This is a genomic window from Mesorhizobium sp. B2-3-15 (assembly GCF_006442875.1).
GTDB lineage: Bacteria > Pseudomonadota > Alphaproteobacteria > Rhizobiales > Rhizobiaceae > Mesorhizobium > Mesorhizobium australicum.
In genome coordinates, this window is sequence record NZ_VFVO01000004.1 from 370,281 (window position 1) to 392,255 (window position 21,975).

At 60.4% G+C, this 21,975-nt stretch carries 17 protein-coding genes; 9 read left to right on the top strand and 8 right to left on the bottom strand.

From position 1 onward, the window contains the following. Position 1: 1 nt before the first annotated feature. Both FJ954_RS11340 and FJ954_RS11345 read left to right on the top strand, forming a co-directional pair. The gene (locus FJ954_RS11340; protein ID WP_140619077.1) at positions 2 to 1,006 is read left to right on the top strand and encodes an ABC transporter permease; all 1,005 of its coding nucleotides are present in this window, start codon (positions 2 to 4) and stop codon (positions 1,004 to 1,006) included. Positions 1,007 to 1,009: 3 nt separating this feature from the next. Then, complete coding sequence (locus FJ954_RS11345) at positions 1,010 to 1,981, top strand: ABC transporter permease (RefSeq protein ID WP_140619075.1); 972 nt, start codon at positions 1,010 to 1,012, stop codon at positions 1,979 to 1,981. A gap of 211 nt (positions 1,982 to 2,192) precedes the next feature. Here the strand turns inward: FJ954_RS11345 and FJ954_RS11350 are convergent, their stop codons facing one another. The 5 genes from FJ954_RS11350 to FJ954_RS11370 form a co-directional block, all read right to left on the bottom strand. Beyond that, a complete protein-coding gene (locus FJ954_RS11350) occupies positions 2,193 to 3,350 on the bottom strand; it encodes a sugar ABC transporter substrate-binding protein (RefSeq protein WP_246673918.1) in 1,158 nt (385 codons plus the stop codon). A 63-nt stretch (positions 3,351 to 3,413) separates the two neighbouring features. Continuing rightward, positions 3,414 to 4,739 carry a CHASE3 domain-containing protein gene (locus tag FJ954_RS11355; protein WP_348641134.1) on the bottom strand — a complete coding sequence of 442 codons (1,326 nt, stop codon included), beginning with the start codon at positions 4,737 to 4,739 and terminating at the stop codon, positions 3,414 to 3,416. 230 nt (positions 4,740 to 4,969) lie between these two features. Next, positions 4,970 to 6,097 (bottom strand): substrate-binding protein, encoded by a 1,128-nt coding sequence (locus FJ954_RS11360; RefSeq protein ID WP_140619071.1) that lies wholly within the window; start codon positions 6,095 to 6,097, stop codon positions 4,970 to 4,972. Between the two features lie 83 nt (positions 6,098 to 6,180). Further along, positions 6,181 to 6,453: a hypothetical protein gene (locus FJ954_RS11365; protein WP_140619068.1), complete on the bottom strand. Its 273-nt coding sequence runs from the start codon at positions 6,451 to 6,453 to the stop codon at positions 6,181 to 6,183. 90 nt (positions 6,454 to 6,543) lie between these two features. Beyond that, positions 6,544 to 8,088, bottom strand: a complete 1,545-nt coding sequence (locus FJ954_RS11370) for an HD domain-containing phosphohydrolase (protein ID WP_246681053.1) — start codon at positions 8,086 to 8,088, stop codon at positions 6,544 to 6,546. A gap of 1,632 nt (positions 8,089 to 9,720) precedes the next feature. Here FJ954_RS11370 and FJ954_RS11375 point away from each other — a divergent pair. The 3 genes from FJ954_RS11375 to FJ954_RS11385 are packed head-to-tail and all read left to right on the top strand — an operon-like array spanning position 9,721 to position 13,353. Further along, the gene (locus FJ954_RS11375) at positions 9,721 to 10,935 is read left to right on the top strand and encodes a glycosyltransferase family protein (RefSeq protein WP_140619064.1); all 1,215 of its coding nucleotides are present in this window, start codon (positions 9,721 to 9,723) and stop codon (positions 10,933 to 10,935) included. A gap of 1 nt (position 10,936) precedes the next feature. Further along, the gene (locus tag FJ954_RS11380) at positions 10,937 to 12,181 is read left to right on the top strand and encodes a glycosyltransferase family 4 protein (RefSeq protein WP_140619062.1); all 1,245 of its coding nucleotides are present in this window, start codon (positions 10,937 to 10,939) and stop codon (positions 12,179 to 12,181) included. Further along, positions 12,178 to 13,353, top strand: a complete 1,176-nt coding sequence (locus tag FJ954_RS11385) for a glycosyltransferase family protein (protein WP_140661341.1) — start codon at positions 12,178 to 12,180, stop codon at positions 13,351 to 13,353. The genes FJ954_RS11380 and FJ954_RS11385 overlap by 4 nt, the downstream gene beginning before the upstream one ends. A 210-nt stretch (positions 13,354 to 13,563) precedes the next feature. On the opposite strand, the gene FJ954_RS11390 is transcribed toward FJ954_RS11385, so the two are convergent. Then, complete coding sequence (locus FJ954_RS11390; RefSeq protein WP_140619282.1) at positions 13,564 to 14,235, bottom strand: class I SAM-dependent methyltransferase; 672 nt, start codon at positions 14,233 to 14,235, stop codon at positions 13,564 to 13,566. Positions 14,236 to 14,507: 272 nt separating this feature from the next. Here FJ954_RS11390 and FJ954_RS11395 point away from each other — a divergent pair, with 272 nt between their 5' ends. The 3 genes from FJ954_RS11395 (at position 14,508) to FJ954_RS11405 (ending at position 18,769) form a co-directional block, all read left to right on the top strand. Further along, positions 14,508 to 17,222 carry an ABC transporter ATP-binding protein gene (locus FJ954_RS11395; RefSeq protein WP_140661342.1) on the top strand — a complete coding sequence of 905 codons (2,715 nt, stop codon included), beginning with the start codon at positions 14,508 to 14,510 and terminating at the stop codon, positions 17,220 to 17,222. A gap of 83 nt (positions 17,223 to 17,305) precedes the next feature. Beyond that, on the top strand, positions 17,306 to 17,755 hold the full coding sequence (locus FJ954_RS11400; RefSeq protein ID WP_140661343.1) for a cyclic nucleotide-binding domain-containing protein: 450 nt from the start codon (positions 17,306 to 17,308) through the stop codon (positions 17,753 to 17,755). Positions 17,756 to 17,914: 159 nt separating this feature from the next. Then, positions 17,915 to 18,769, top strand: coding sequence for an MBL fold metallo-hydrolase (locus FJ954_RS11405; protein WP_140661344.1), 855 nt, complete (start codon positions 17,915 to 17,917; stop codon positions 18,767 to 18,769). 5 nt (positions 18,770 to 18,774) lie between these two features. Here FJ954_RS11405 and FJ954_RS11410 read toward each other — a convergent pair whose 3' ends face one another. Continuing rightward, positions 18,775 to 19,539 carry a polysaccharide deacetylase family protein gene (locus FJ954_RS11410; protein ID WP_140619051.1) on the bottom strand — a complete coding sequence of 255 codons (765 nt, stop codon included), beginning with the start codon at positions 19,537 to 19,539 and terminating at the stop codon, positions 18,775 to 18,777. After that, positions 19,536 to 20,624, bottom strand: coding sequence for a glycosyltransferase family 4 protein (locus tag FJ954_RS11415; protein WP_140661345.1), 1,089 nt, complete (start codon positions 20,622 to 20,624; stop codon positions 19,536 to 19,538). The genes FJ954_RS11410 and FJ954_RS11415 overlap by 4 nt, the downstream gene beginning before the upstream one ends. A 92-nt stretch (positions 20,625 to 20,716) precedes the next feature. Here FJ954_RS11415 and FJ954_RS11420 point away from each other — a divergent pair, with 92 nt between their 5' ends. Next, positions 20,717 to 21,880: a DUF3095 domain-containing protein gene (locus tag FJ954_RS11420; RefSeq protein WP_140619280.1), complete on the top strand. Its 1,164-nt coding sequence runs from the start codon at positions 20,717 to 20,719 to the stop codon at positions 21,878 to 21,880. Positions 21,881 to 21,975 lie beyond the last annotated feature (95 nt).

Sequence of the window (21,975 nt, forward strand, 5' to 3'; positions counted from 1 at the left end):
CGTGACCGAGCTGACGAGACCCTCAACGGCTAGCGACACCGGGACGCGCGGCTTCGATCTGTTCGGCTTTCTGGCACGCTACGGAATGGTGATCGTGCTGGCGCTGCTAATGGCCTTCAATCTTGCCTACACCCAGAACTTCGCGACGATGCAGACGCTCAACGTTAATCTCACGCAGGTCTGTACAATCGTCATCGTTGCGGTCGGAATGACGCTGGTGATCGCAACCGGCGGCATCGACCTCTCGGTCGGCTCGCTGATGGCCATTTCCGGCGCGCTGGCTCCGATGATCTTCATGGGCAAGATCTTTCCGATTGATAATATCTACGTAGCAGTGACGCTGGCTATGAGCGCGGCGATCCTTGTCGCCAGCTTGTTTGGTCTCTTCAACGGCTGGTTGGTCGCCCGCTTCCGCATCCAGCCTATAGTGGCAACGCTGGTGCTGTTCATCGCCGGGCGAGGGATCGCGCAAGTTATGACCAATGGCAACTTGCAGACATTTCGCGTGCCACAATTCCAATGGATTGGGCTTGCCCGCCCCTTCAATATACCTGCTCAGGTCATCATCATGATGATGCTTGTTGCGGGCGCGGCTTGGATCCTGAAACGCACCGTGTTCGGACGTAGTATCCTTGCGGTCGGCGGCAACGAAAAGGCTTCTGAACTCGCAGGCATTGACGTCCCCAAAATCAAGCTGTCCGTCTATGCCATTAGCGGGAGTTGCGCCGGGCTGGCCGGACTCATCGTCATCGCCATCAACTCCTCAAGTGACGCAAATCTTGTCGGGTCGGGCATGGAACTGGATGCCATCGCCGCGGTCGCCGTCGGCGGAACGTTGCTCAGCGGCGGCAAGGCAACCATTATCGGTACCCTGCTCGGCGCGCTCACCATCCAGCTCGTTCGATATACCCTGCTTGCCAACGGGGTGCCCGACGCTGCGGCGCTTGTGGTGAAGGCGATCATCATCGCACTTGCTGTCTGGCTACAGCAGCAGCATCGGACATAGGCCGTGAACCGCGCCCATCTTGTCCGCATCATCGGCACCTACGGTGTGCTGGTTGCCCTTGCGGGGCTCGTTCTGTTCGGATTCCTGCGCTACGATCGTTTCCTGGGCTTCTTCAACGTCATGAGCGTCATGCGCTATAACTCGATGTTCGCGCTCGTCGCCCTTGGGATGTGCTTCGTCATCATGACCGGCGGCATCGACCTGTCCGTTGGCTCCGTAGCCGCCTTGGGCAGTGTCGCCTCCGCATTGGCAAGTCCTTTTGGGATGCTCCCAGGGCTCGCGGCCGGCGTGGGCGTCGGGCTTGCCGCGGGCCTGATCAATGCCTTCCTCATAACCCGCGGCAAGCTGATGCCATTTATTGCAACCCTCGCCACGATGCTGGCAGCCAGCGGCTCGGCGCTGCTGCTTGCCGGCAATCAAACCGTCTCGGTATCTTACGCCTCAGGGTTCACCAGGATTGGTCAAGGAAATTTCTGGGTGTTTCCTGTCCCGGCGGTGATTGCGGTAACCGCCTATGTGATCGGCTCCGTCTGCTTGAACTATACCAGCGCAGGACGCACGGTGCTGGCAATTGGCGGTGGCGAGGACGCCTCACGCTTGATGGGACTGCGCACTGACCGGGTCAAGTTTCTCGTCTATGCCGCGAGCGGCGGCCTCGCGGGGTTGGCCGGCGTCATCCTTGCCTCGCAATTTGGCGCCGGCCAACCGATCGAGGGCGTCGGCTGGGAACTCTTCGCTATCGCGGCGGTGGTCGTGGGCGGGACGCTGCTCACCGGCGGCTCGGGCTCGGTGTTGACCACGCTTGCTGGCGTCCTCCTGCTGGGCATCCTTTTCAACATCCTGAACTTTGAGAACGGTATGGGCTGGATTTCGCTCTCAGCGTACTGGCAATCCGTAATCCGTGGACTATTCCTGCTTGTCGTCGTCCTTCTTCAAGCGAGGCTGGCGGGAAAGCGTGTTCGGGCGCCGTCGTGACAAGTTCCGCCATCGTGGATCCTCGTGTGGTTGCTAACTTACCCCTCGACCCTCTGAACGCGAGTTGGGGAGCCCGCCCCCCGGACAGGAATTGCCTGTCGGGCCTCACGGCCGTGATCGCGGCTGTGCCTTGTACCCATAACTGGCTTTTGAGCTACCCGTCTCTGCTGCGGGTTCCATCGTGCGACACGCCGACCCTCAAGCCAAGAGATCACTTCAGCTCTGACGACCAAGGAAAATTCACATACTCGTTGCGGCTGTCGTAACAGATATTTCCATACATCTTCAGGTAGTGATCACGGCGTGCTGGATCGGCGTAAACCGAGGCTGGATCCAGCAAGTCGGCATTGTACCACTCAAGGTTGGCGCGTGTCAGTGCAATGGGAAGGATATCCATAGCCTGCGGGATGCTTTTGCCGTCGAGCCAATCGGCCGCAAACTGCCCCATGGCATACCCGAAAACCGGTGATGACAAGGCGATGCTCGCCTTGTAGGGGCTGTCCGCTTTTCTGATTTCAGAAACCGCCTCTGGCTCGCCATCAATTCCGCCGAGAAATTGATCCGGCCTGTCTTTGCCGGCAGCGCGCAATGCTTCCAGCGCGCCCAGCACGACGGCATCGCCGCCAAGCACCACGTCGACATCGGGGTTGGCGACAAGGATCGTTTGCATCGTGGCGAACCCTCCTTCCTTGTTGACCGGCTTCGGTGCGATGTCGGCTACGATTGTCACGCCGGGAATGGCATTCAGGCCATCTCGCATTGCCGTGAACCGAGGGGCCAGGAACTCCATGGTGTCCTGGGTCAGCAGAACGACCTTGGCCTTCCCGCCGAGCTTGGCCTTGATGTGCTCGATCGCTGCGTCAGCTAGCACCTTGCCTGTACGATATTGCGGAGCATTGAGCAGCAACGTCGCGGGTGGAGGCACGATCGTGCCGACAAACGCTCCCGACCAGATCGCCTGCTGAAGCGAGGGGCCGAAAGCCACCGGATCCGAAGACGTGCCCACGATGGCGCCAACCCTCGCCGCGACGAGAGAGTGAACCTGGTCTATGGCCTTGCCGACGTCATTTTCAGCCAGAACTCTTCGATACCCCAAGCCGCGATTTACTGCCGCCAGGGATAGGCCGTGATCAACCCCCTGCAAAAAGTCCCGGTCGTTTTCCTGTACATAGGCCAAAACCTTGCTCAGGCCGACCGGGGCACTGCATGAGGGTGCATTTGGGTCGAAGACGGGAAACACCGCCCGCCTAGTGATGCCTGGGGCACCTTCCTGGGCGCGCGCCGAAGCAAGCCCGGCCATAGAGGAAATGAGCAGCAGAGCTATCGCTTGGCCGAGCAGCCGGGCAGTCCTCCTCTTTAGACCAAACACCGTTTCTCCTCTCGTCAACGCGCATTCGCTTGACGGTAACTTTCTACTGAGTGGCTCAGCTGTCTACAAAACCGCGGTAGCACGCCGTGGTTTTGTCGAAAACACCAAATGAGCCGCGGTCCCCGGTTGGAGATTGCGATACTCTATCTTGCCGCCAAGGCTGACACCCATGGCATTGATGATCCTGCTGCCCACCCCTGTACCTTTGGCGGGCAGGCCCTCGGCCCTCCCGATGCCGGCGTCCTCGACCAGCAGCTCCGCTTGTTCGCCCGGCAGTGCTGTGAGCCGTACCTGAATGTCTCCCGCCCCATCGGGGTAGGCATACTTGAACGCGTTTGTAACGAGTTCAGTGACCACCACCCCAAGGTTGATGCAGGCATCTGTCTCGAGTTTGATCGGATCTACCTCGTAGGAGAGCCTTACGCCATGTCCCTGGCTTCGAAGCGACGTTCGCAGGTGATCGAGCAGCCCAGCAAGGTATTCGTCGAGGGCAACCGAGCGGACATCGGAAGAACTGTAGAGCCTCCTGTGCACCAGCGAGATCGCGAAGATGCGGTCCTGGGTTTCGGCCAGTGCATCTTTTGACGCATTATCCCCGACTGCTTTTGACTGGAGAGTTACAAGCGATGAGAGCAGTGCCAGACTGTTCGCGACCCTGTGATTGACTTCCGATAGAAGCACCTCGGCCCGGTCGCGGGCCCTTGCCAGATCTTCAGTTCGGGTGCTGACACGTAGTTCCAAGTCGCTGTTGAGTGCATTGACCTCGTCGCGTGTCTTGCGAAGTTCTCTGGTGTAACGAGCGGCTGCATAGGCAGCCCCGGCAACGACGACGACGATGACAAGCCCGCCGACTGCAGAAACAAGCCGCAGCCATCCGCTGTTGGCACGCTGCTCGGCGACACCGGATGTAAGTCGGTCATCCGCCCGCCCGATAACACCCGAGAAGTACACATTGGCTTCGTCCGTCAGAGCCTTACCTCTGTTCGTTCGGAACAACGCTGAGATCTCTGCATCACGCTGGTCGCGCTTGAGTGCTATCGTCTGATCGAACTCTCCGAACTTGGCGGCAACGATTGCGGTGAGCCGGTGCAGCGTCGATTGGGAGTCGGGATAGGAAGTCAGCAACGTCTGCAGCGCTTCGAGGTGGCGCTGCGCTTGGGCTTTGGCTGTTTGATATGGTCCCAAATAGATTTCGTTGCCGGTGATCACGAAACCGCGTTCGGACGCCTCAGCCGTCTGCATTGCATTTCTCAATTCAACCGCCGCGACCCGGGTGTCGCGCGCCGCGATCGCATCATCGAAGTAGGATTGCGCTCTCTGGCCAAGCCAGAAATGACCACGATGGCCATGAGCGCAGCAAACCCTATGAGCAGGGAGGCGGACGTTAATCGGACAAGGTTACGGCTGGGAACTGACATCAGCACATTCCTGCCCGATTTCGCCTCCATGCGCCATCATGTAGTAACAGCCAATGAGGCGCTCGGCGAGCAAGCGATATCTCCCTCACCACACTGGGTAAGCCGCCTGTTCCGGGAGCCGACAAAAGGAGGACGAGGGCAGCATCATCGAGCCGCCCTCGCCGATTGGAAGAACAGTAATCGAGGTCTGCGCAGTTCACCTCAGTTGCTCGGTTGCAATTCTTCCGTCAGAACGCGCTCGTTCGGATCGATCGGACCCAGCTTCCTGACAACCCGGAATCGACCGCGCTCCGCCTGCGCAATGTACATGTTCATGCGAACATGGTGCTGACCGGGAACCATTTCGGCCGGTCCACCCGGTCCCTCGCTGATCCGAGCGTGATTGAGCGCCGCGATGACGGCGCCCTGCTGGAGGGTACCGGCTTCGGTCACTGCTGCTTCCCACATCTTGATCGCCCGGTAATGGCCGGTGCAGCCGCTGCCTGCTGTCAACATGGCGCTCCCGGCGAAGCGCGCTGTGTAGCGGTTCAAAAGCGCGCGGCCATATGGATCGTCGAGTTCCTGATAGTAGTCGAGGCAGCTGTAGAGGCCTTCGATCTGCTCGGACGGGACGAGGTTGAGAAAGTTCTCGTCAAAATAGGTACAGACGATCCTGCCGCCGCGTTTGCCGAACCCAGCTTTATGCAACTCATCTAGGAACGGCGTCAGCCCCGGCGGAACAATGGTGTTGAACACGACATCGGCGCCGCTGACCATGATCTGCTGCACCGTCCGTTGGAAATCGACGGTATCGAGCGGGAAGTACTCCTCGCCGACGATCTCGCCGCCATTGGCGCGCACGACCCGGCTTGCCGCCTTATTTAGAATGTGGGGCCAGATATAGTCGGCCGACGGCAAATAGAACCTCATTGCCCCGGTGCTCTTCATCAGCCATGGAATCAGCGGTTCCACCTGCTGCGCCGGCACCGGGCCCGTGCAGAAGATCAAGGGATCGTTTTCCTGTCCCTCATACTGCTCGGTGTAGATGTAGAGCGTTTTGCCGCGGGTGACCGCCTCGCTCTTGATGGCGAGGCGGGTCGAGCTGTAGATGCCGCCAACGACCAAGTCGACCCTGTCGACATCCACAAGTTTGGCGGCGCTTGCCTTGGCCGCGCTGTCGGTGGTCTCGCCATCCTCTATGATGAGCTTCACCGGCCGGCCGAGGAGGCCGCCTTTTGCGTTGATGTCGTCGACAAGCATGGTGGTGAGATTGGCATTGGCGATGCCCATGAAGGACAAGGGGCCGGTGAGTTCGGCGATGAGGCCGATCTTAATAGGATTCTGGTTCATCTAATCTCTCCGATATTGTAGGGTTCATCTCCGGGTCTTCGTCGGGCGCCGCCGTGCATGGCCGACGGCGCGTAGCGCGAAGATCAGGCCTCGTAGTGGCCCAGCAGCAGTGCCGCCTGCGGCTTGCCGACATGGCCGGCTTCCTGCAGGATCGCGGGAACCTCCGGATCCGACACGAAATTCTTCCAACCCTCGGCGTCCCAGTCGAAGATGGCCCAGATGCGGTCGGCCTCGCTTGGGTCGCGGAACACGGTTGCGCCGTTCGAGCCGTGCAGTCGGCGCTTGTCGGCGCCCTTGGTGGAAAAGATGTGGATGAAGCGGTCGACGTCCGCCACCTTCGTCGTTGCAAGAAGCATTGAATTTCCTCCTGTCGGTCGCGGCCACCATTGGTCCGTCGACAGGATTAGGATGCGCGCGCCGCAGGGGGCGCACATGGGGTGTATTCCCTATGGCTGCGTTTCGCCTGGCCTGACCAGCCCGTGCTCGACCGCGTAGAGCGCCGCGGCCGCACGGGTAGCCACGCCGATCTTGGAATAGACGCTCTGGATATGGTGATCCGCGGTCTTGGGTGAGATAAGCAGCTTGCGCGCGGCCTCCTTCGCGGTCAGGCCGGCGGCGATCAGACGCAGCACCTCGATCTCGCGCGGCGTCATGCCGGCCAGCGAGCGCGGGGCCGGGCGTCGCGACGGCTGTCCGGCGAAGGACAGTACAGCCTCGGCGGCGTCGGGGCAGATACAGCCCTCTCGAACAGCGATGCGCAGCTGCGCCGCCGCCGCCTCGCTGGACAACGCCTTGCGGTGTGGGCGCTCCTCCCGCGAAGTTTGGTACGCTTCGGCGGCGGCCAGGGTCCTCGCCGCCGGAGAGAGGTCGGAGCCGCCAACTTTGCGGTGATAGCCCGAGCCGTCCAGGCGCTCGTGATGGCGAAGCACGAGCCCAGCAATAGCATCGCCCTGGGGACCGAACGAGGCCAGCGCCCGCTCGCCGTAATAGGCGTGCAACTGTGCGGCGTCCCGCTCGCGGACGGATAGCGGCCCGTTCCGCATCCAGGTTGCCACCGGCACCACCAGTTCGCCAATGTCATGGATGCAGCCAGACCAGCGCAGTGCGCGGACATCGGGCTCGGGCAGCCCGAGGCGTCGTGCTCCACCCTCGGCCAGTTCCGCCACCATCCGCGAATGACCTTGTGTGAACGGCATGCGCATGTCGATCATGTCGGCGACGACAAGGAAAGCCTCGTCGCAAGCCGCCTCGTCCAGCGTCACCGGCGGATCGGGCTCCAGCGCCAGGATCGTCTCGCGGTCGACCGTCGCGCCGATGCCCTCCATCAGCACGGCGGCGTTGGCGGCGACGAGCCGGGCCAGCTCCGCCTCGTAGGCACCATCGCCACGACTGGCGATGGTCTCGGCCATCGCGTCGATGCCGGCCGCGTCGCTGAGCGCAATAGCATCCTGCGCCAAAGTAATCAGGCGCACGGCGGGCAAGACGTCTTCGCCGCTCAGCCCACGCGGTAGGCCCTTTCCATCCCAGCGTTCGTAGATTTGTCCAAGATTGCGCCGGATCTCGTCGGACAGGCCGAGGCGCACGCCGATCCGTTGCGCAACCTCGCAATGGGCGGTGAGTACCGGGCGGGCCACGGCGAGAGCCTGCGACATCGCGGCCTCGATCGCCTTGGCCTGCGCATCTGGGTCGAGATCATAGTAAAGCCGCTTGAAGGCCTGTACGAAGACCCTGCCTAGTTCCGCGCGGTTGCCCATGTCGAGACCGACGAGATCCTGGCGCAACGCAATTTCATCGCCGAAGGTGGCCGACAGAAGGTCCGTGTCGGCATTGCAGCCGACATAGCGCAGCATCGACTGGTGATACGCATTGCGCCGGATCTGCTCCGAAAGGCCGGCAAGCTCGGCGATCCGCATCGCAAGCACGCAGGATTTCAGGGCGAAGTCGCGGAAATGGCCTGTCGCGAGGTCCGATGCATAAGCGAGGACCATCATGAAGTCCGCTCGGCGTATCGAGACTTCTGGCATCGCATACCCCAATCCGCAGATATGCTATCCTAGCGCGCCCCTAACACCAAGGGCAAAAGTCTGAGCCGGATGTGCATGCTGGAGAGGGCGGGGCAGCGACCGTTTGGGGCCCGTCCGCGGCGGTCTGGGTCGTCGTTATCGGGTCAGTGAAATTTGACTTCGAATGTTCCGCCCATTGGGTATTTTCATGCGTAACGCCACGGACGTCTTGACGGACTCGCCGGTAGGTCTAATTTGCGCATTCTCATGTGCCTAGCCCGTCCTTCCCTGTGGCTTGGGTGCATCAACGGCGGTGATTGGGGAAAATCACCGCCGTTTGTATTGGAACCCCAAACAAAACAGGGTTAGCAACCCCTCTTGCCGGTCATGCTGTGCAGCGATTGGTCGGTGTAGAGCGTCGATTGCGGTTGGCATTGCGCAGCAGGATACCGCGCACAACGGCCTTGGTGGCGTGCTGGACGCGAACACGCGGGCTTTGCTACCACGCTCGACCAGACCGACAACAGCGCCCTTCGGCTTCATCTTGCGCTTCAAGCGGGCTGGCCGTTGAGCTGTGGCGAAAGGTAATCGCGGTCCCCGCGCCCCGATGTGGGTTTCGTTCTACGATCTTGCCTTCGCCGTCAAGCGGGCCACGGCTTAACCTTGTCCGACATCGGGTCGCGAATGCCGTGTATAGATGACGCCGAGTAGCTGGGGCGCGGACACGGCTTTCTTGGACGAGGCATTGAGGTGCCAACCCAGCATCCATTTGTGCGGGCCGATCTCGCTCAAACACCGTTCCGACCCTGATAGGGAATGGCAGGCCATTCGTTGCACTTGTAGACGCCGGGGATTTGGGGTCAAGCTTGGTGAGGCGCTCCGATGGCATTGGCGCATCTGGGAAAAACGGACATTGTGGCCAATGAACGGCCACCAAATGGTCGCGAGCCATCTCGGCGGCATGGTCAATTGGGTTGGTCTTGGTGGAACATTGCGAGATAAATGGAGGCCTTGGCGATCGACAAGCACAGGTCTTGCACACCCCACCTGCGGGCGGTGTGTTGCCAGCGATGGCATCCACTCGATTCTTACTGAAATTCCGGCTAGCTTGGGCGGCAGATGACTCAGTTCTGGTCGGTGAATCACAATCAGACCGCCCCTCAAGAGGTTGATGGGCAGCACCTTTGGTCCCCCCAGACCAAGGGCAATGGCGCACGAAGTGAGTTCCACAACAGATTTGGGCCGTGCGACGCCTGGCGACCAATCAATCGGCTATACGGGCAGGATTGCGGAATTCGCCTTCACCGTTCCGATCCAATCGAGTTTGGAGACACCGAAACTTATTGGAATCAAGAGGGATGATTTCTGCCGATCTTTTGGATACCACGCCCCCTTCGATCCCTCCTCAAACTTCAACAGGGAGTCTCGGCCCGCTCCCGCAAGGCGACATTCCCTACCCGGCAAGTTTCGAAGTCAGACAATCGGGAGGCCTGTCTGACAGGCGTTCCACAGAAGCGATACATTTGAGAATGGCGACCTCATTTTTCACAGCCACGATGGTTTCGAAGCGGCGCGTCGCTCACGGTCCCTCAAGTCGAGAATTCTAAGAGACTTTCAACAATGACCCAGCACACAGAAAACGCTCGAATTCTCATGTACAGCCACGACACGTTCGGGCTTGGCCACTTGCAGCGCTGCCGGACCATCGCGCATTCGCTGGTGGAGGATTTCCGCGGACTTCAGGTGCTTATCATTTCGGGTGCGACTATCGCTGGCGCCTTCGACTACAGAGCCCGTGTCGACTTCGTGAAGATCCCCAGCGTCATCAAGTTGCGCAACGGCGAATACACCTCGCTGGAAAAGGATATTGATCTGCATGAGACGCTGAGGATGCGCCAGTCGATCATCCGCCACACCGCTGAGACCTTCCGGCCGGATATCTTCATTGTCGACAAGGAACCGCTCGGCCTGCGCGGTGAGATTGAGGATACTCTGTCCTACCTCAAGACGCGTGGCACCACGCTGGTGCTTGGCCTGCGCGAGGTGATGGATGCGCCGCACCTGCTCGAGGCAGAGTGGGCGCGCAGAGATGTGATGCGCAAGATTGGCCTGTTCTACGACAAGGTCTGGGTCTACGGGCCGCCGGATTTCTACGATCCGCTGACCGGCCTGGATGTGCCGCCGGCTGTCAGGGCAAAGATGAGTTTCGTCGGTTTCCTGCAACGAAGCTTGCAGCGGAACGAGTTGCCCGGCCACCGGCCCGAGGGCGATTATATCCTGGTCACCACCGGCGGCGGCGGCGACGGTGCCGAATTGATTCACGACGTCATCGATGTCTATCAGCAGGATCCGCAACTGCAGCACAGGGCGCTGATCGTGCTTGGGCCTTACATGCCGGCCCGCAAGCGCAACAAGCTGCTCAAAAAGGGGGCCAAGATCCCCTACATCAAGATGATCGAGTTCGACAACCGCATGGAAGACCTGATTGCCGGCGCTAAGGCGGTGGTGGCCATGGGTGGTTACAACACCTATTGCGAGATATTGTCTTTCGACAAGCCGGCGTTGATCGTGCCGCGCATCGAGCCACGTCAGGAACAACTAATTCGCGCTCGGCGCGCAGCCGAACTCGGCCTCATCGAGCTGCTTTTGCCGCACGAAGCCAAGGACTCCCAGCGATTCGCCGATGCACTCGTGGCGCTGCCGGATCGGCCCCGCCCCTCACAGAGTAATCCGCATCTGACGCTAGAAGGGCTGCCTCACATTTCCGAGATTGTCGCGGAATTGCTCGACCGGCGGGCCGGCCATCACCTTTCGGTCGTTGAAGGAACCAACTGACTTGCAACGTCGCAAGATCGTCGTGGTCCTGAAGGGCTATCCGCGGCTGTCGGAAACTTTTATCGCACAGGAACTGCTCGGTCTGGAACGCGCGGGGTTCGATTTGATACTCGTCGCACTCAGGCGGCCCACCGACGCAAAACGGCACCCCGTCCATGACGAGATCAAAGCGCCGGTCCACTACCTTCCGGAATATCTGCATGATGAGCCGCTACGCGTGCTTCGCTCGCTTTGTGCCTATTTGCCGCGGCCGAGCTTCTGGCGCGCGCTCGGTTCGCTGGTAGCCGATATCTCCCGCGACTTTACGCGCAATCGCGCACGCCGCTTCGGGCAAGCGCTCGTGCTGGCGGCCGAATGGCCGGAAGAAGCGGGATGGTTGCATGCGCATTTCGTGCACACGCCGGCATCGGTGACGCGCTACGCCAGCCAGCTTCGTAGCCTGCCCTGGAGCTGCTCAGCCCATGCCAAGGACATCTGGACTTCGGCGGACTGGGATTTGGCTGGCAAACTTTCCTCGGCCCGCTGGACAGTCACCTGCACGAAAACCGGCTTCGATCGTCTGAAAAAACTCGCCAAAGGCAACTCGTCTGTGCATCTGAGCTATCATGGGCTCGACCTTGATCGCTTCGGAAGTTTTGGCGACGCGCGACAACAGTATGACGGCTCGGAGCGCGGCGGAGCGGTTGTCGTTCTGAGTGTCGGACGGGCCGTCGAAAAGAAAGGTTACGATACCTTGCTGGAGGCCCTTGCCCTCTTGCCTGGCGATTTGGCCTGGCGTTTCGAGCATATCGGCGACGGCGAAGAACTGGAACGGCTCAAGGCGCTGGCGCAAAAACTCGGCCTGGATGATCGCGTCGCCTGGAAAGGGGCGCTTGCGCAGGAGCAGGTGCTTGAGCACTACCGCTGCGCCGACATCTTCGCCCTGGCCTGCAGGATCACCGCGAATGGGGACCGGGACGGCTTGCCAAATGTTCTTGTCGAGGCAGCTAGCCAGCGGCTCGCATGCGTGTCCACCGATGTTTCTGGTGTGCCGGAGCTTATATCGCCCGATGAAACCGGGCTGCTGGTACCGACAAACAGCCCAATCGCCCTGGCACAGGCGCTGGAGCGCCTGATCCGGGATCCCGTCCTGCGCGCCCGCCTGGGCGACGCCGCAGAGCGGCACGTGCGCGGCAATTTCGATCATACGGCGAGCATTGGACAACTCAAGGAATTGTTCGAGCGCGAGTGGCGGGCCATCGATTGAAGCAGCTCCGTGCCTTCCTCTATGTCCAGCACCTGCTCGGTATCGGACATCTCGCTCGCACCAGCCGCGTCGCGGCGGCTCTGGTCGATGACGGGTTTGACGTAACGATCGTGACCGGCGGAGCGCCGGTCGCAGGGTTTCCGGGACCGGGGGTAAAATCTGTAACCCTGCCACCTGTCACCTCCGGTGATGAAACATTTTCCGGACTTGTCGATCTGCAGGGCATACCCGTCGACGATGATTTCAAGAAACGCCGTTCAGAGATGCTGCACCAAGCATTCCGGGATTGCAGGCCTGATGTCGTGATTGTCGAGGCGTTTCCATTTGGACGCCGGCAGATGCGATTCGAACTCTTGCCGCTGATCGAGGCGATCAACGCGACGTCGCCCAAACCGCTGCTGGCGACGTCCATCCGTGACATCCTTCAGGAGCGCGTGAAGCCGGGCCGAAATGAGGAAACGGTTGATCTCGTCAATACGCACTTCGACCTTGTTATGGTCCACGGCGACCCGGCTTTTGCAACCGTCGACAAGACATTTCCACTGGCCGGGGCGATCAAGGCCGAGGTCACCTACACGGGGCTCGTTGCCGCGCCGCCCTCGCCCCCGGCCTCCGAGCGCTTCGACGTTCTGGTGTCAGTTGGCGGCGGAGCTGCCGGAAGCAGCCTTGTAAGCTCCACCATCGCAGCGGCGCGGAATGCCAAGAACGGTTGGAAATGGTGTTTGATCACCGGCCCAAACCTGCCGAAAGACCAGTTTGACGCGATCGCACACGACGTCACGCCGGGCCTGTCCATCTTCCGGTTCCGCGAGGATTTCGCGAGCCTGCTGACAGCTGCCCGCCTGTCCGTCTCGCAGGCGGGTTACAACACGGTCTGCGATGTCCTGCGCGCGGGTTGTCGCTCCCTGCTCGTCCCATTTGCAGCCGGCGGTGAAACAGAACAAACGGTTCGCGCCCTGCTGCTTGAAGAACTCGGTCTTGCGACGGTTGTTATGGAAAGGGACCTAACGCCTGAAGGTTTGGCGAAAGCGATCGAAGCTGCGCTTGTGGCACCTAGACCATCCGCGCATCGCCTCAATCTGGACGGCGCCCGTCACTCGGCGCAAATCCTGCGCGACCGGCATCGAACATGGTCCCTAAAACAGGGCCCCGGCTTCAAGAAAAGCTCATGATCAACAGACGATGGATCCTAACGCGGTTCCTCGTTTCGCGTAAACCTTTGAACCGCTCTACCTCCTTGTTCTGCCGCAAGTCCGAACGGAGAGCCGTTCACATGTTCCTGGAATTTGCTCTAACGCGTGTCGCTTCTGGTGAGCTTCGTGCAAGGCGCTTCAAGGACGTGTATTAATGCCCCAAACCGCTACGCAATTTTGGGCGAAAAGCTAGACAGTTCCGATCAGCATGAAGCGCGTATAATTTTTGGTCGGCAGCTCGCCGGAGAAGCGCACCTCCCGCAGTGCCGCCATTGCTTCGAAGGCTGCCAGCGAAGCCACGCAGTTGACGTGCGTCGGCTCGCTGAAATAATCATTCGATTGCAGCAGAACATTCGTGCCCTGCGGAAGCAGCGCAAGCCAGGCGCGCAGATCGGCTATGTGTTCGCAGCTCGTATTGACGGTCAGGTCGGGACGCCCGGCCGCATAGTCGAGTGCGTACATATCTGCCGTCATGGCCCGGAACCGGTCGCCGGCGTCCCGGTTTAGCGTCAGGGCGACGGGCGCGACTTCGGGATCGATGTCAATGCTGTCGACCGCCGCAATGTCGAAGCGGACATCGTTGAAAAGCATCGCCGACAACACGCCATACCAACCACCCAGAACCCATATGCGCCCGAAGCGCCCGCCGCAGCTGTCGAACAGCCGATCGAGCGCCCACATCTTGCAGGCGACCTGTTTGTGGTTGAACGCGTTGCCCATATCGGCGTTCGGATGCTGGGCGATGACGCGCGCCAGCCCTGCCACGAGAGGTCGGTCGACATAGGCCCCAATTCCGCGCGTGAGGTCCAAGGCTTGCTCGCGCCAGTCCATGCCGGCATTGCGTGGTTGCGTGACATCCATCATATTCGTCTTGTATGGTGGGATTTCGGGCGACACAACGCAATCTTGCCCCCCGCAAGGCCGTTTTGATCCGCGGATTTGATTATGCTGTTAGCCGCTTCGCCATTGCCCGGTGCCGGAGAGAGCCGGCTGCATCTGTCGGGACCATCGGCGTCGTTCGTGCACTGCATCTTCGAGCTTGTCATTGGCGACGCAGAAATTGCCGATACGCCATGCGCCGGTAGCCGCTTCTTCGTCCCGCATCCTTCCAACTAAAGGGTCCACGGTCGCATATGGAACCCAGCCTAGCCCGCTATATCTGGACCCACACGAAAAAGCAGCAGCTTTGGATATTGATGATCGTCGTGCTTTCGATGGTCCCTTATTTCATGTCCTTCGACCTGCCGAAGCTGATCGTCAACGGCCCGATCCAAGGTAAAGGCTTCGACCAAGTGGGCGCGACCCAGCCATTCATGAGGCTGCATTATAGCCTGCCGTTCATTGGCGAGGTCCTGTTCTTCTCCGGTTTTCAGCTCGGCCGCAAGGCGACGCTGTTTGCCCTGAGCCTTGTGTTCCTCCTGCTGGTCGTCATCAACGGCCTATTTAAACTCTACATCAACACCTACAAGGGCCGTCTGGGCGAACGCATGCTGCGGCGTATCCGTTTCGATCTGGTCGATCGTGTGCTGCGGTTTCCGCCGATATATTTCAAGCGGGTGAAATCGGCCGAAGTGGCGACCATGGTGAAGGACGAGGTGGAGCCGCTGGGCGGCTTTATCGGCGATGCCTTTCTGCAGCCGGTACTGCTCGGCGGTCAGGCGCTGACCGCCATGCTCTTCATCATGGTCCAGAACGTCTGGCTCGGACTGATAGCGGTCGTGATCGTGACGATCCAGATCGTGCTCATCCCGCGAATGCGGCGGCGGCTGCTCGTGCTCGGGCGCCAACGGCAATTGACGGCGCGCGCACTTTCGGGCCGGGTTGGCGAAATCGTCGACGGTATCGGCGCGGTTCACGTCCACGATACATCAAACTACGAGCGCGCCGACATAGCTGCCCGGCTCGGGCTCATATTCAAGATCCGCTTCGATCTTTACCAATGGAAATTCATGGTAAAGTTCCTCAACAATTTTCTCGCGCAGCTCACGCCCTTTCTGTTCTACATGATCGGCGGTTACCTAGCCATTGAGGGTCGGCTGGACGTCGGCCAGCTCGTGGCCGTGATCGGCGCCTACAAGGACCTGCCCGGACCGATGAAGGAACTGATCGACTGGGACCAGGATCGGCAGGATGTCCAGGTCAAATATCAGCAGGTGGTTGAACAGTTCACTGTGGAGGGTCTCATTTCGCCTACAATCGGGGCGTTGGCGATCGACGATCCCGATCCGATGACCGCCCCCCTGTCGGCAATCGGTCTGTCCATAGCAGACGATGGCGGTGCGATCCTTCTCAACCGTGTCTCCCTCCAGGTCAAGCCGGGTGAGACGGTGGCGCTGGTCAGCACTGCAACAGGGGGAGCCGAAGCGCTTGCAGAGGCCTTTGCGCGGCTGAACTGGCCCGACAGCGGAAGGATCGTTTCGGGCACCCACGACCTGCTTGAACTCCCCGAAGCGGTGACCGGACGGCGCATGTCGTATGCCTCGTCGGATGTTTTCCTGTTCCAGGCAAGCCTCCGCGATAACTTGCTCTACGGGTTGAAACATGCGCCGCTGACACCGGTGACTTACGACGGTGCAGCGGCAGACCAACACCGCTGGAACATCGAAGAGGCGCGCCGGTCGGGCAATCCGGATCTTGATATCCGCAGCGACTGGATCAACTATGCTTCCGCCGGCGCCACCGGCCCGCACGACCTCTTTGAAGCCGTGCGCCGGGTGCTCGACGCGGTTGTTCTGTCGCGCGACATTCTGGACCTTGGCTTGCGCTCTTCGGCCGACCTCAAGCGTCACACGGAACTTGCCAAGCGCATCGTCGAACTGCGTGCGGCGTTGCGAACCCGGCTTGAACAGGAAGGGCTGAGCGGACTGGTGGTTCCTTTCGAACCGGGCGCCTACAACAAGGAAGCGACAATCGGCCAGAACCTGCTCTTCGGCGCTGCGGCCGGCCCTGAACTGGCGGATAGGGCGCTGGCTGCCAACCCCTATTTTGCTTCTGTGCTCAATGAAGCCGGTCTCGACCGCACGCTCTACGAAATGGGCATGGAGATCGCCGAACAGGCGATCGAGCTGTTTGCCGACCTGCCAGCCGATCACCAGTTTTTCCAGCAGCTCGCCTTCATGAGCGCCGAGGAGATACCGGCCTACGAAACCTTGCTGCAACGGCTCAAGAACCGTCCCTACGAGGCGGTTTCGGAGACCGACCGCGCCATGATCGTTAGCTTGAGCTTTGCCTATATCGAGCCCCGGCACCGCTTCGGCCTTTTGAGCGATGAGCTGATGAGCAAGATCGTCACTGCCCGCAACCGGTTCTATGAAAACCTGCCGACCGAGCTGCATGACGCGATCGAACGGTACGATCCGGGCAAATACATTGCCGCCGCTACTGTCATGGATAATGTGCTGTTCGGGCGTCTGGGCAACAATCACCCCGACGCGCCGGACCGCATACGCTCCATCCTCTATGACCTTCTTGACGAGCTGGGGCTTTATGGCGAGCTTCTCAATGTCGGCCTGGATTTCAACGTCGGCGCCGGCGGCAGGCGGCTGACCGGTGGACAGCGACAGAAGCTCGACGTTGCCCGAGCGCTGCTCAAGCGTCCCGATTTTCTCATTCTCAACCGGCCGCTGTCGGCGCTCGATCAACGCATGCAAGATAAGGTGTTGCGGAACGTTCTCGAGGAAGCCAGACGCGACGACCATTCGCCGGCAATTGTCTGGGTGGTGACGAATCCGTCCATGGCGATGATGTTCGATCGCGTCATCGTGTTCGACTCGGGTGAATTGGTGGAAGACGGAACACACGAGACACTTTTGGCAGGCGACGGCGTCTTCAAGGAACTGGTGTCGTAGAGCGACGTCCCGGATACGGAACCAATTCCATCTGGGCGCGCGTTGCTCTAATCTGGCAAACGCGAATTTTGAGGTTTGCGACAATGCTGCTCAAGGATGAAGTTGGAATGCTGCAACGCGTTCCCTTGTTTTCTGGCATTGAGTTGACAAAGCTCAAACTGCTTGCGTTCACCTCCGATCGCGTGAGCTACGGCGCGGGCCAGATCCTTTTCCGGCAGGGCGACGAGGGAGATGCCGCCTATGTCATCCTTTCAGGCAAGGCAGATATTCTGGTCGATTCCGACAGAGGGCCGTTAAAAGTAGCCGAAATGGCGCCAAATTCGATTGTTGGCGAGATCGCCATACTGTGCAACAGCTCGCGCACAGCCACCGTCAGAGCGGCAAGTCAGCTGGAAGCCTTGAGAATCCGCAAGGATCATTTCCTGAGACTCATGAAGGAGTCCCCGGAAATGACCATCGAGATATTGCGGGTTCTTGCCGATCGCCTAAGCCACACCACCGCCGATCTGATCGATGCACGAAGTGCCAAATAGCCAATGAGATGCGGTCGACGCTCCCCGTCATTATAGCGCAAGCCTTTGGCTGAGAAGGTCACTGGAGGACATCGGCAAACGGAAAACGGTTCACACTTTTCCTGGTGCTAGCGGCAGTTGTTTGGCTACGATGAGCGACGGGACTGCGAAGGGGCTACCATGGACGACGACGTTTTCCTGGTCAGGTTTTGGGGAGTGCGCGGCAGCATCCCGGTATCGGGGCCAGAATTCTCTCGCTATGGCGGCAACACAAGCTGCATTGAAATGCGCTGTGGTAAGCATACGCTTCTGTTCGACGCGGGCTCTGGCCTGCGGCCTGCCGGCGGGGCGCTTCGGACGTTGGGCGTGACCGATTTCGACCTACTTTTCACGCATTGCCACTACGATCACATTATCGGGCTGCCATTCTTTGCGCCGATCTACGACCGGAGCGTCACGGTTACGCTTTGGTCCGGGCACCTTGCCGGGCGCATGACGACCCGGCAGATGGTCGATGCATTCATCCGGCCGCCTTGGTTTCCGGTGAAGCTGGAGGCCTGCAAGGCAAGCCTCGACTGCCGCGACTTCGTGCCCGGAGACGTGCTTCGGCCCCGCGAAGGGGTGGTGGTCCGGACGGGCAGTCTTGTTCACCCAGGCGGCTGCATCGGCTACCGGGTCGAATGGGGTGGCCGTGTGGTGTCGGTGATCACCGACACTGAGCACGAGCCCGACAAACTCGATCCCGCAGTGCTCGGCCTGATCCAAGATGCCGACCTCGTCATCTACGATTGCACCTACACCGATGAGGAAATGGAACGCCGCCGCGGTAACGGGCACTCGACATGGCAACAGGGGATCAAACTCTGTGGCGCCGCCGGTGCGCGAGGGCTTGCGCTGTTTCATCACGATGCGACACGCACCGACGAGGAACTGGATGAGATCGAGAAACTGGCCAAAGACAGGTTTACCGGCGCATTTGCGGCGCGGGATGGGCAGACCCTCGAATTTCGAGTCTCCTTGCCCAAAAAGCGGTGAGCGAGCTATCTTCCCTTACCTGCGCAGCGCCCGATCAATGTCCTGATTGGAAGCCATACGCAGGAGTCAATCTGTGCAGTGACCGTGAACAGCCGTTCAAGGAAAAGCCAGGCCGATTCATCGTGTACGAGATGATGAGTGAGCAGGCCGACCGGTTCGTCGTCGAATGCATCCTGCAAGCGCGCGACGATTGCCTGGATCAATAGACCGTGGTCGCGGCAGCCGCGCGTGCCATGCCAATCCATGATGTCGACATTGCAGTTGATGACCGCCAGTGAAGCCGGGTCCGGGGGCCCGAAGACCGACAATGCCGCAAATCCTATCGATCCAAGGTCGGATACCAGGCCGGCGTCGATCCTGTTCCAGGGGGGCACGAGCATCGGGACGGTTCGCGCGCCGTGCAGGCCCGTTAGGTGCGACAGCCCGCCAGCCAGTTCTTCAAGAACGGCCTCCCCTGGCCGATGGGCGCCGAGCTCCTGCTTTTTGTGACCCTCGGGAGCATGATTTCGATGCACCCAGCCATGCATGGCCACTGTGGCATGCGGCGCCTCGTCTAGCCGGGCAGCAAGCTTCTCATCCGTGAGGGCCGGAATGACGGCCAGAGTGACCGGAACGGTGAACTCACCCGTGAGGTCGAGCAGCCGATCAAGCGCCGGCGTCGGATCCACGGCATCATCGTCGCGCAGCCAGAACTCTGCCTTGCGACCGGCCCGTTGCCGGCCCGCCAATTCTTCCACCAAGGGCTGCCAGACTCGATCGCAGGATGTCATGAAACCGAGACCTTCGAAAGAAGTTCGACCAGGCGCGCCGCTGCAATGCCGAGGGAACGTTCTTCAAGGATGAAACGTCTGGCTTCTGCAGCCATGATGGTTCTCTCGTCTTTACGGGCCAGAAGCCTTTCAATGGCAGAAGCGAAGGCGGCCACATCTCGCGGCGGGGTGAGAAACCCGGTCTGGCCGTCTCGCACGACTTCCGGCACGCCGGCGATGTCCTGAGCCACCACCGGAAGACCGGCGGCTTGTGCTTCAAGATAGCCAACGCCATAGGCCTCCCCGTAACCCGGCCAGACGTAAATTCCTCCCCCATAGAGGACATCCGGCACGGCGGCTGGATCGATCGCGCCGAGCCATTCGATACGCTCGGCGGCGAAGCCGGCGAATTGCGCCTTGACCTCGTCACGGGCAGGCCCGTCGCCGACGACCGACATCGTCCAGGGCAAATGGCCAATCTGACCCAGCGCTTGCGCCAGCATGCGATAGCTTTCGACTTTGTCGCCCTGGCGCATCATGGCAACAGCAACGAGGCGCGTCGGGCAACCTCGTGCCGGCAGTTCATGGAAGACCGATGTGTCGATGAAGGGTGACAGCATATCAACCGCGACCTCAGGTATCGCATCTGCCAGTCCCTGACGATCTCTTTGCGTGAAGCAGATGTTCAGCGCCGCCTGTTGGACCGCTTGGACGACCAGCGCTTGTGTATCAGCCCACAAACCGGCATTGCGGCGCCTCGAATAGGAAGCTTCCGCTGTCACATATGGGACAGCAAAGGTCGACGCCAGCCCGGGCCCGATCAGGTCGGGCGCCTTGTAATAAGGATGATAGCAGAACCATAGATCGGGCTTGCCATCACGATCCCAAAGCCGCGTCAGCCGCGCGGCTTCCTCTTTGGCCTCTATCTTGAGCGCATCGAAACGTTCCGGCTCCGGTTCGCGTAGATAGAAGCGCAATTCGGATGCCAGTTCGACGCTGTGTCCTCCATGCTCCAGCGCCTTGACCAGCGTGCGTGCCATCTGGCGGTCGCCGGAGGCAACGGAATGATTGGGTGACTTCAGCGGCGCGTAGAAGGCAATTCGCATTGCGCGACCCTATCATCGGAAAGCATGCGCAAGTCAAATTCCAAGCACCATCGACTGCACCTCCAAGCAGTGGAATGTGCTATCTGATACTTATGGAAACAGCTGCCGCCTCGGACCCGTTTGTCGCTTCTTTGCCGGTCTTCGCAAAATTCGAAAGCGTTGCCGACATCGACAACTATCGGCCCCTCCCCGATGGTTGGGCGCTGGCCACCGCCGACATTGTCGGCTCGACCAAGGCGATCGAGACGGGACGCTATAAAACGGTCAATATGGCCGGCGCCAGTGTCATTTCGGCCCTCCTCAACGCGCTGGGTCGGCAAGACCTTCCCTTTGTCTTCGGCGGCGATGGGGCGCTCGTCGCCTTTCCCGGCTCTGCGATGGAGCCCACCCGCAAGGCGCTGGCGGCTGTCCAGAGATGGGTGGCGGACGAACTGGACCTAACCCTGCGTGCCGCAATCGTGCCGATAAAGGATATTCGAGCGCAAGGCCTCGACGTTCGCGTGGCAAGGTTCCAAGCATCCGATGCCATCTTCTATACCATGTTCGCCGGCGGTGGCGGCAGTTGGGCGGAAGCCGAGATGAAAGCGGGGCGCTACCGCATCGATCCTGCTCCGGCTGGCGCACGGCCGGACCTGACCGGCCTGTCCTGCCGCTGGAACCCGATCGGAACCCGTCATGGCGAAATCGTCTCGATCATAGCCACTCCGGGGTCGTCGCGCGATCTGCGCGGTTTTCAGTTTCTGGCGTCCGACATCATCGCCATTGCCAGCAGACAGGAACGCGATGGCCACCCGGTGCCGGTGAATGGGCCGAGTTACAGCTTGCTGCCCGCCGGCCTCGATATCGAGGCGCGAGCCACGGCGCCGGTGGGACGGCGATGGCTGTCGAAGCTGTGGATAGTGTTCCTGATGGCGCTTACGGCCGTCGCCGATAGATATGGCTGGACCGTCGGCGGTTTCGATCCGAAGATCTACAAACGCGACGTGGCCAGCAATTCGGATTTCCGGAAATTCGACGACGGCTTGAAGATGACCATCGACGTTGATGCTGATGTGTTGCAACGGATAGAGAACCGGCTGAAACAGGCGGAAGAGGCCGGCATCTGCAATTATGGCCTGCACCGCCAGAAATCGGCCTTGATGACATGCCTCGTCGCCTCGCCGCTGCACCGCGACCATGTTCATTTCATAGACGGTGCGGCTGGCGGCTATGCGATGGCTGCTGCAGACCTGAAGGCAAAGTTGCCGGTCGGATGACGGCTTGCGAGAATCCACTTTCCGCAATATGCCTCGGCCATGGTTCTGTGGGACTGGTAAGCCGCGCCTGACACCGGCCATCCTGTCCCAACTAA

Excerpts from the sequence above, each read along its gene's own strand:
- FJ954_RS11395 (WP_140661342.1), top strand. The coding sequence starts at position 14,508 with ATGGAACCCAGCCTAGCCCGCTATATCTGGACCCACACGAAAAAGCAG.
- FJ954_RS11375 (WP_140619064.1), top strand. The coding sequence starts at position 9,721 with ATGACCCAGCACACAGAAAACGCTCGAATTCTCATGTACAGCCACGAC.
- FJ954_RS11420 (WP_140619280.1), top strand. The coding sequence starts at position 20,717 with ATGGAAACAGCTGCCGCCTCGGACCCGTTTGTCGCTTCTTTGCCGGTC.
- FJ954_RS11410 (WP_140619051.1), bottom strand. The coding sequence starts at position 19,539 with ATGACATCCTGCGATCGAGTCTGGCAGCCCTTGGTGGAAGAATTGGCG.
- FJ954_RS11370 (WP_246681053.1), bottom strand. The coding sequence starts at position 8,088 with ATGATGGTCCTCGCTTATGCATCGGACCTCGCGACAGGCCATTTCCGC.
- FJ954_RS11390 (WP_140619282.1), bottom strand. The coding sequence starts at position 14,235 with ATGGATGTCACGCAACCACGCAATGCCGGCATGGACTGGCGCGAGCAA.
- FJ954_RS11365 (WP_140619068.1), bottom strand. The coding sequence starts at position 6,453 with ATGCTTCTTGCAACGACGAAGGTGGCGGACGTCGACCGCTTCATCCAC.
- FJ954_RS11405 (WP_140661344.1), top strand. The coding sequence starts at position 17,915 with ATGGACGACGACGTTTTCCTGGTCAGGTTTTGGGGAGTGCGCGGCAGC.
- FJ954_RS11415 (WP_140661345.1), bottom strand. The coding sequence starts at position 20,624 with ATGCGAATTGCCTTCTACGCGCCGCTGAAGTCACCCAATCATTCCGTT.
- FJ954_RS11360 (WP_140619071.1), bottom strand. The coding sequence starts at position 6,097 with ATGAACCAGAATCCTATTAAGATCGGCCTCATCGCCGAACTCACCGGC.
- FJ954_RS11400 (WP_140661343.1), top strand. The coding sequence starts at position 17,306 with ATGCTGCTCAAGGATGAAGTTGGAATGCTGCAACGCGTTCCCTTGTTT.